This window comes from Pleurocapsa sp. CCALA 161, from assembly GCF_003003995.1.
Taxonomy (GTDB): domain Bacteria; phylum Cyanobacteriota; class Cyanobacteriia; order Cyanobacteriales; family Xenococcaceae; genus Waterburya.
In genome coordinates this window covers 1-7002 of sequence record NZ_PVWF01000172.1, presented here as the reverse complement: position 1 = coordinate 7002, position 7002 = coordinate 1, and the positions used below count along the sequence as shown (strand labels likewise).

The following is a 7002-nucleotide window of genomic DNA, read 5'->3' as shown; positions in this document are numbered from 1 at the left end:
TAGGTAGTAGGTAGTAGGTAGTAGGTAGTAGGTAGTAGGTAGTAGGTAGTAGGTAGTAGGTAGTAGGTAGTAGGTAGTAGGTAGTAGGTAGTAGGTAGTAGGTAGTAGGTAGTAGGTAGTAGGTAGTCCTAAAGGATACACTCAATGCGATATCCTCATTGGCTTAAGGACAAGAGTGCAAGCCCTAACCCTAAAGGGTACACTCAATGCGATAAGTGCAAGCCGCTTCGCATAAGGATTAGCGCCTGCGGGCTTGCGCCGTTTACACTGCTTTGTTTGGTGCTTATACCAATTCTTAAAAGTAGCTGCAAAGATCAAAAATATTCTGAGAGTCAATGAAAAGGCTCAAATATCCATAAAAGCTATCCTCAAGGATTCCCTTCGGTCAAAGCTAAGAGCTTAACCTGTCCTAAGTCTCTCGTTATTTTTGAGAATTGGTATTAGTTGGGTGCGCGTCCCGCTTCGCATATGGGTAGTGGGTTAATTTTGTTTAGCTTTTAATTTACGGTTTATTCAGTTATCCAAAATATTCGCCATGCTAGTAGCGAAAGTAAGAGTCCTGAAATCAATAAAATTGGCATTTTTTAGTCTCCAGAGCGATCTAGTAACCAAATAAACTTTAATTTATTCTTGCTCGGCTGCAATCGCCATTTTTGCCCCTGGTACTTGCCGCAGGCGATCCATCACCTTAACTACAGTGCCGTGTTCGACCTTTTCATCGGCATTAATAATTACTACCGACTCAGAATTAGGCTCAATCTTCTCAGTCAATGCAGCTTTTAAGTTATCTAGTTTAATCGGCTGACGATCTAAAAACATCTTGCCATCAGGTTCGATAGTGATATTTAGCTGTACCGACTGTTTCGGTTCGGCGGTTTGTGCTGAGGGCAAATCTACAGGTAAACCTTGCGATCGCGATAAGAACAGTGTAGAAATTATAAAAAATGCCAAAATTGAAAAAATAACGTCAATCATCGGCAAAATGTTAATATCAAACTGCTCTTCAGGTTCATTGATAGGTTGCATATTCCTTTACTCCCTGATGAAAACGTCGATTGAGCAGTTCTAACTGACCGCCATATTCTTGAATAAACGCTAATTCTCGCAAATATAAACCCCTAAAAGCATTGGCAAATAGCAGGGTGAAAATCGCTACCACTAATCCCATGACGGTAGAAATTAACGCTTCACTCAACCCTCCTGTCACCCCAACAGAATTTGTCGCAGCAGCATTCCCTAAATCCATTGAGGAAAAAGACTGAATCAAACCCAAAATTGTACCGAGTAATCCCAACAAAGGCGAAGCGGTAATAATCGTTTGAAACCAAGTACCAAACTTTCTTAAAGTTGGTATTTCTGCCTGAACTGCACTGTCTAAAGCCAATCGAAACTCATCGGGTGTCGGCTGTTCTAATTCCATCGCTTCGAGGAAAATACGGGCAATAGGCAATTGAGCATTCTTTTTTAGTTGAGAAATGGCAGCAAAGCGATCGCTACGATACAAAGACAAAACTTCCTTCACAATCCGTCGTTGTTTGTTTTTGATTCGCCACCAAAAAATTATCCGTTCTATAATTAAGGCGATCGCCAGCAAGGAAAATCCTAGCAAGGGAATACTAACTATTCCCCCTGCCGTCCATAGGTTATCGATTGACATAAATCATCTCTGCTAATTGAAAATCATTTGCATTGTTTATTTTCAAACAATACCATAACTGCTCAGTAATTACACTCAATAATCTTAAAGTTTTTGTAACGCTATTGAGAGTTTAACCAACCCCCAAAATCTCTCCGCCAGAATGAATTAATTTTAAATAAAGCCTGGTATAGATATATCAAAGACCTAATGTTGGCTCGGGTAAGATGTCAGTATTAACTAAAAAACTGGCTTAAATCATAAAATTTATTAGTAATGAGTGGCAATAACTATATAAAATGATATTTTGTTCACTTAGCAATTAATTCTCATAAGCTCTTTTAGGCAAATGCGACCCGACTCAAGACTGAGGTTGGCGAGAGCCGACTTAGCCAATACTTGGAGATCGCAGTAATACTCAAGCTATTTAAAATAGATAACTCTGATGACTAACTCTAAATTTTGCGTTCGACAACGACAGCAAGAACAGCAACGGCTAAACAAGCTACTTATCATTGGTTTTGCAGGTTCGGCTGTACTTCACGGTATACTGGCTTACAGTCTGCCTCGTTGGTCTTTTGAACCGCCTAAAACAGCGGAAGAACCAATGGAGTTGATTTTAGTCGATAAACCGAAGCCACAACCAAAACCCCAGCCCCAGCCCAAGATTGAATCTAAACCTATAGTCGAACCCAAGCCAAAACCTGCACCCAAACCACCAGAACCAGTAAAAGCAGAAACTCCACCGCCAAAACCTGCCCCCAAACCACCAGAACCAATAAAAGCAGAAACCCCACCGCCAAAACCTGCCCCCAAACCACCAGAACCAATAAAAGCACCCAAAAAAGTTTTAACTACTCCCGCCCCCGCCCGTAATCAGCCAATAGTATCAGCACCCGTTGAAAATACCGCTCAACCATCTTCCTTGAGCAGCAATTCTACCTCACAAAACAGTTCCGTGACTTCTGCCGAGGATAGTAGTAATAGTTCAAGTGTTTCAGGTTCACCAGTAGCAACCAATAGTGCAGAAGCTAGTAGCGAACCTCCCGAAGGAATTAGCTGTGTTAGTAACTGCGAACCAGAATATCCTGATGCATTAGAAGGAGTAGAAGGTAGCGCAGGGATTAAGTTAACTATCGATTCTGACGGTAATGTTGTGGGTGCAGAATTAGCTAATGCTGATAGCAATAGTCAAGTAAATCGCCAGGCTTTATTAGCAGCTAGACAAATGCAGTTTAGTTCTCCTGGTGACGATGCTGCATCAGTCCAGGTCAAGATTGATTTTACTGTAGAAGGTTCAGAATACGATCGCGCCCGCCGTGAAGAAAAAGAAAGAAAAGAGCAAGCAGCCAAAGAGCAACAAGAGATTGAAGCAGCACGTCAACAGCAATTAGAAGCAGAAAGACAAGCACGTCAACAGCAGCAGGAAATAGAGTCTCAACCCCAGCCTGAAGCTGAAACTCAATCAGCACCCAAACCCCTACCCGCTCTTTCAAATCCTCCATTCGAGGACAAGCAAGAACTGGAAGAAGAAAGATTGAGAAAGTTCCAAGAAAGAATGGAGAATTATCAGCAAGAATAAGAAATAGCTTTCTTTTATCACTCTAAGCAGTTGAGTAATCGCAAAGATTCAGACAAATAGGCTGTAAAATCACAAATATAAAATAAATTTATCAGGGAAATTAGTCGAGGAAATCCCCAAGACATTTAAAGCGATCGCTATAATTTTTTATCTCTAGCCAAAGTAATGGAGCAAAATTCTCTAGTTAAACTGCTCGATTTTAGACAAGACCAGGCATCCCGTGATTTTGTCCCAAATCCTGCCGTTATCTCTAGCAATCTAGGCAATGCTATCCATCTTGAACTTCATCGACAACCTGAATTTGAAACTATCGAACACCAACACATCATGCACGTAATTGCTTGTGGTTTTGGCGACAGATTAGTACCAGGAGAGCGATTTCTTGATGGAAAGATTTGCGCGGAAAGACGAGAGCAAGGTGATATTGCCATCATTCCAGCTAGTATTGCTCATCGTTGTAACTGGAAGGTTTCAGCCATGTTTGGTATTTTGGCAGTTGAACCCGCACTACTGCAACAAGTCGGTCAAGGTTTAGTAGATAGCGATCGCATTGAACTGATTCCCCAGTTTATGAACAAGCAAGATCAACTGATCCAGGGAATTTTTACTACTTTAAAAAATGAATTAGAATTTTCTAAAATTGCTGGTAGCCTATTAGTGGATAGTCTTAAAACTACATTGGCAATTCATTTATTGCGAGAATATTGTGTTACCAAGCCCAAGCTTTCGAGTTACGAATCTGGCTTGTCTGATTTTAAGTTAAAACAAATAACCGAATATATCAACCAACATCTAGACAGAGATTTAAAAGTGATTGAGCTAGCAGCGATCGCCCAAATGAGTCCCTATCACTTTATCCGTTCATTTAAAAAAACCACGAATCAAACACCTCACCAGTATATTTTGCAGCGTCGAATTGAGACAGGAAAATATTTATTACAGCATACTCAATTAAGTACCGAAGAAATTTCTGCCAGCTTAGGATTTTGCGATCGCAGTCATTTTGCCAAATATCTTAAGCGTTTTACTGGATTAACTCCCAAACAATTTCAAGCACAAGCGCAATAATCTACTCAAATCGCGCAATTTTTTTCTAGAGTTTAGAACAGCAAGACTTTTAGACTATCAGCAGTAGAAAAAAGTTGAGTAAAGAAAATGAGCCAGATCGAAATTAAAACTACCTATGTCCGAGTACCAAACCAAGACTTACAAATTGATGCTTATCTAGCGCAACCAGCTAGAGAAGGTAAATTTGCTGCTGTGATGGTTTTTCAAGAAATTTTTGGCGTTAACGCAAATATTAGAGAAATTACCGAATTAATTGCCCAACAGGGTTATATAGCGATCGCTCCAGCAATGTATCAAAGGATTGCACCTGGCTTTACCCGTGATTTCAGTCCCAAAGATCTCGCTTATAGTCCTGAAGCCTATCAACTTGGTTTGCAATATTATCAACAGGTTAAGTATCAAGAAATATTCAGCGATATTCAAGCCACGATCGCCTATCTTAAAACATTACCCAATGTCAAAGCAGATGCGATCGGCTGTATTGGTTTCTGTTTTGGCGGTCATATTAGCTATATGGCTGCTACCATACCTGATCTTAAAGCCACAGCTTCTTTTTACGGTGGGGGCATTACCACTTCTAGCTATGGTGAAGATACTCCCACTCTTGATCGCACTCCCCAAATTCAGGGTACTATTTATCTATTTTTCGGCACAAAAGATCATTTAGTGTCTCAAGCAGAAACCCAACAAATTGAAGCGGAATTACACAAACAGCAGATTGATTATCGTGTATTTCGCTACGATGCAGGACACGGATTTTTTGCGGGATTTTTTGCAGACAAGTATCCTTTTTTTAAACAGCATCCCAGCTACAATCCTGAAGCTGCACCTCATGCTTGGCAACAAGTATTGGAGCTTTTTCAAAACAATTTATAAATTAGTGCTTAGTCTAGCTTTTCTCAGCAAAAATTTCATGACAGTTTCTTCTCTAGTAATGATGTCGGTTTGCCCCTCCATACCTAATTGGATCGCACATTGGTTATTTTCCTTGCCTAAAGAACGATTATTTGGCTCAATGGCAACTTCATAGAAAGCAGCACCCGTCTGTTGACTAGAAGTATTAGCGCTAGAAGGCGTATTACTATTATCTGGTTGAGGAAAAGCGGCATCAGGAGCGATCGCTGTAACCGTTCCTTTAAGAGTACCGTAATCGGAATAAGGACAGGCAGATACTCGCATTTGGGCTATTTGACCTTTTTTCAGTTTACCTATTTCTTTAGCAGGAACAGAAGCTTTGATGGTTAGCTTGCTATTACTAGGAGCAATTTGCGCAATTTCTTCCCCTGGACGTACAGTTTGACCAGGATTACGCAGATTCAGCTTAGAAACAATACCGTCGGTGGTAGCAGTGATGATAGTTTGCTGAAGATCGGTATTGACTTGTTGCAAATCACGGGTGTCTTTGTCTAACTGCTTATTGATTTCAATTTGCTGTTGAATCAGAGCTTCTTTTTCTTTCGTTAAAGTAGCCAGACTAGTTTTCCCTGTAGCTTCAGCTTCGGTAATTCGAGAAGTGGCGATCGCAATTTCGGCATTACTGGGATTTAAGGCAGTTTGCGCGCCTGCTAATTTAGCTTTGGCTGCTTCTACTGCTTGTTGTTGTTGCTGCCAGGCTAATTTTACTTCTTCTAATTGATCGTGAGAAATTGCTCCTTGCTTTGCTGCACTGCGATAACGATTTAGTTTAGCTTTGGCTGCATTTAAAGCTGCTTCTGCTGCTTTGAGATTTGATTCGGTTTCTTGAACTGCTGTTTTGGTTGTAATTTGTTTGTCCTGATATTCCCTTTGAATGCGCTGGTGTTCGGCGATCGCTCCAGCCACATTTCCCTTAATACGGTCAGTTTCGGCTACAATTTGGCTATTAAGAGCGTTAATTTGGGCGTTGATTTGTACCTGCTGTAATCGTGATTGTTGGATACTGTCTTGTAATTGGCTTTTTTGAGTTTGTAAACGAGAGTCGTTGATAGTTGCAATAATATCTCCGCGTTTAACTTTTTGATTGCCTTTGACGGCAACACTCATCACTTGACCTTCTGTAGCAGCTTGAACTAAACGTAATTCACCATCGGGACGAACTAAAGCTTGTACTTTGACAGTTTCCTTGTATTTAGCCACAGAAGCAACTGGAAATGCTAAGGCAACAACAGCGACGATAAACAGTCCACCAAAGGTAGTCCAACCACTAATTGGGGGTAGAAATTCGTCTTCTCGAACAGAGGGGAGGTTGGGAGGAGAGTTAGTAAGCATGGCAGGAATAGGTAGTGGGTAGTGGGTAGTCCTAAAGGATAAGCTTCGCAAATAGGTAGTGGGTAGTAGGTAGTCCTAAAGGATAAGCTTCGCAAATGGGTAGTGGGTAGTGGGTAGTGGGTAGTAGGTAGTGGGTAGTAGGTAGTGGGTAGTGGGTAATGGGTAGTGGGTAGTGGGTAGTGGGTAGTAGGTAGTGGGTAGTGGGTAGTAGGTAGTAGGTAGTGGGTAGTAGGTAGTGGGTAGTAGGTAGTAGGTAGTAGGTAGTGGGTAGTAGGTAGTGGGTAGTGGGTAGTAGGTAGTAGGTAGTAGGTAGTAGGTAGTAGGTAGTGGGTAGTAGGTAGTGGGTAGTGGGTAGTAGGTAGTAGGTAGTAGGTAGTAGGTAGTGGGTAGTAGGTAGTGGGTAGTAGGTAGTAGGTAGTAGGTAATGGGTAGTGGGTAGTGGGTAGTGGGTAATAAATTATCTGTGCGA

6 protein-coding genes are annotated in these 7002 nt (G+C 41.3%); 3 read left to right on the top strand and 3 right to left on the bottom strand.

All coding sequences use genetic code 11. The features are described 5' to 3' along the window. Positions 1-624: 624 nt before the first annotated feature. Together C7B62_RS23400 and C7B62_RS23395 are read right to left on the bottom strand one after the other, a co-directional pair. Positions 625-1026, bottom strand: a complete 402-nt coding sequence (locus tag C7B62_RS23400; RefSeq protein ID WP_106243265.1) for a biopolymer transporter ExbD — start codon at positions 1024-1026, stop codon at positions 625-627. Next, on the bottom strand, positions 1010-1657 hold the full coding sequence (locus tag C7B62_RS23395) for a MotA/TolQ/ExbB proton channel family protein (RefSeq protein WP_106243262.1): 648 nt from the start codon (positions 1655-1657) through the stop codon (positions 1010-1012). The genes C7B62_RS23400 and C7B62_RS23395 overlap by 17 nt, the downstream gene beginning before the upstream one ends. A 424-nt stretch (positions 1658-2081) precedes the next feature. Between C7B62_RS23395 and C7B62_RS23390 the strand changes: the two genes are divergently transcribed. The 3 genes from C7B62_RS23390 to C7B62_RS23380 all read left to right on the top strand — a co-directional run bounded on the left by C7B62_RS23390 (position 2082) and on the right by C7B62_RS23380 (position 5162). Further along, a complete protein-coding gene (locus tag C7B62_RS23390) occupies positions 2082-3218 on the top strand; it encodes an energy transducer TonB (RefSeq protein ID WP_106243259.1) in 1137 nt (378 codons plus the stop codon). A gap of 165 nt (positions 3219-3383) precedes the next feature. Then, the gene (locus C7B62_RS23385; RefSeq protein ID WP_106243255.1) at positions 3384-4286 is read left to right on the top strand and encodes a helix-turn-helix domain-containing protein; all 903 of its coding nucleotides are present in this window, start codon (positions 3384-3386) and stop codon (positions 4284-4286) included. Positions 4287-4373: 87 nt separating this feature from the next. After that, positions 4374-5162, top strand: a complete 789-nt coding sequence (locus tag C7B62_RS23380; protein ID WP_106243252.1) for a dienelactone hydrolase family protein — start codon at positions 4374-4376, stop codon at positions 5160-5162. Here the strand turns inward: C7B62_RS23380 and C7B62_RS23375 are convergent. Further along, positions 5157-6533 (bottom strand): HlyD family secretion protein, encoded by a 1377-nt coding sequence (locus C7B62_RS23375; RefSeq protein WP_106243248.1) that lies wholly within the window; start codon positions 6531-6533, stop codon positions 5157-5159. The two genes, C7B62_RS23380 and C7B62_RS23375, sit on opposite strands and share 6 nt — an antisense overlap. Positions 6534-7002: the final 469 nt, after the last annotated feature.

Bases quoted from the DNA above. Each gene is read 5' to 3' on its own strand.
- C7B62_RS23400 (WP_106243265.1), bottom strand. From the start codon at position 1,026: ATGCAACCTATCAATGAACCTGAAGAGCAGTTTGATATTAACATTTTG.
- C7B62_RS23375 (WP_106243248.1), bottom strand. From the start codon at position 6,533: ATGCTTACTAACTCTCCTCCCAACCTCCCCTCTGTTCGAGAAGACGAA.
- C7B62_RS23380 (WP_106243252.1), top strand. From the start codon at position 4,374: ATGAGCCAGATCGAAATTAAAACTACCTATGTCCGAGTACCAAACCAA.
- C7B62_RS23395 (WP_106243262.1), bottom strand. From the start codon at position 1,657: ATGTCAATCGATAACCTATGGACGGCAGGGGGAATAGTTAGTATTCCC.
- C7B62_RS23390 (WP_106243259.1), top strand. From the start codon at position 2,082: ATGACTAACTCTAAATTTTGCGTTCGACAACGACAGCAAGAACAGCAA.
- C7B62_RS23385 (WP_106243255.1), top strand. From the start codon at position 3,384: ATGGAGCAAAATTCTCTAGTTAAACTGCTCGATTTTAGACAAGACCAG.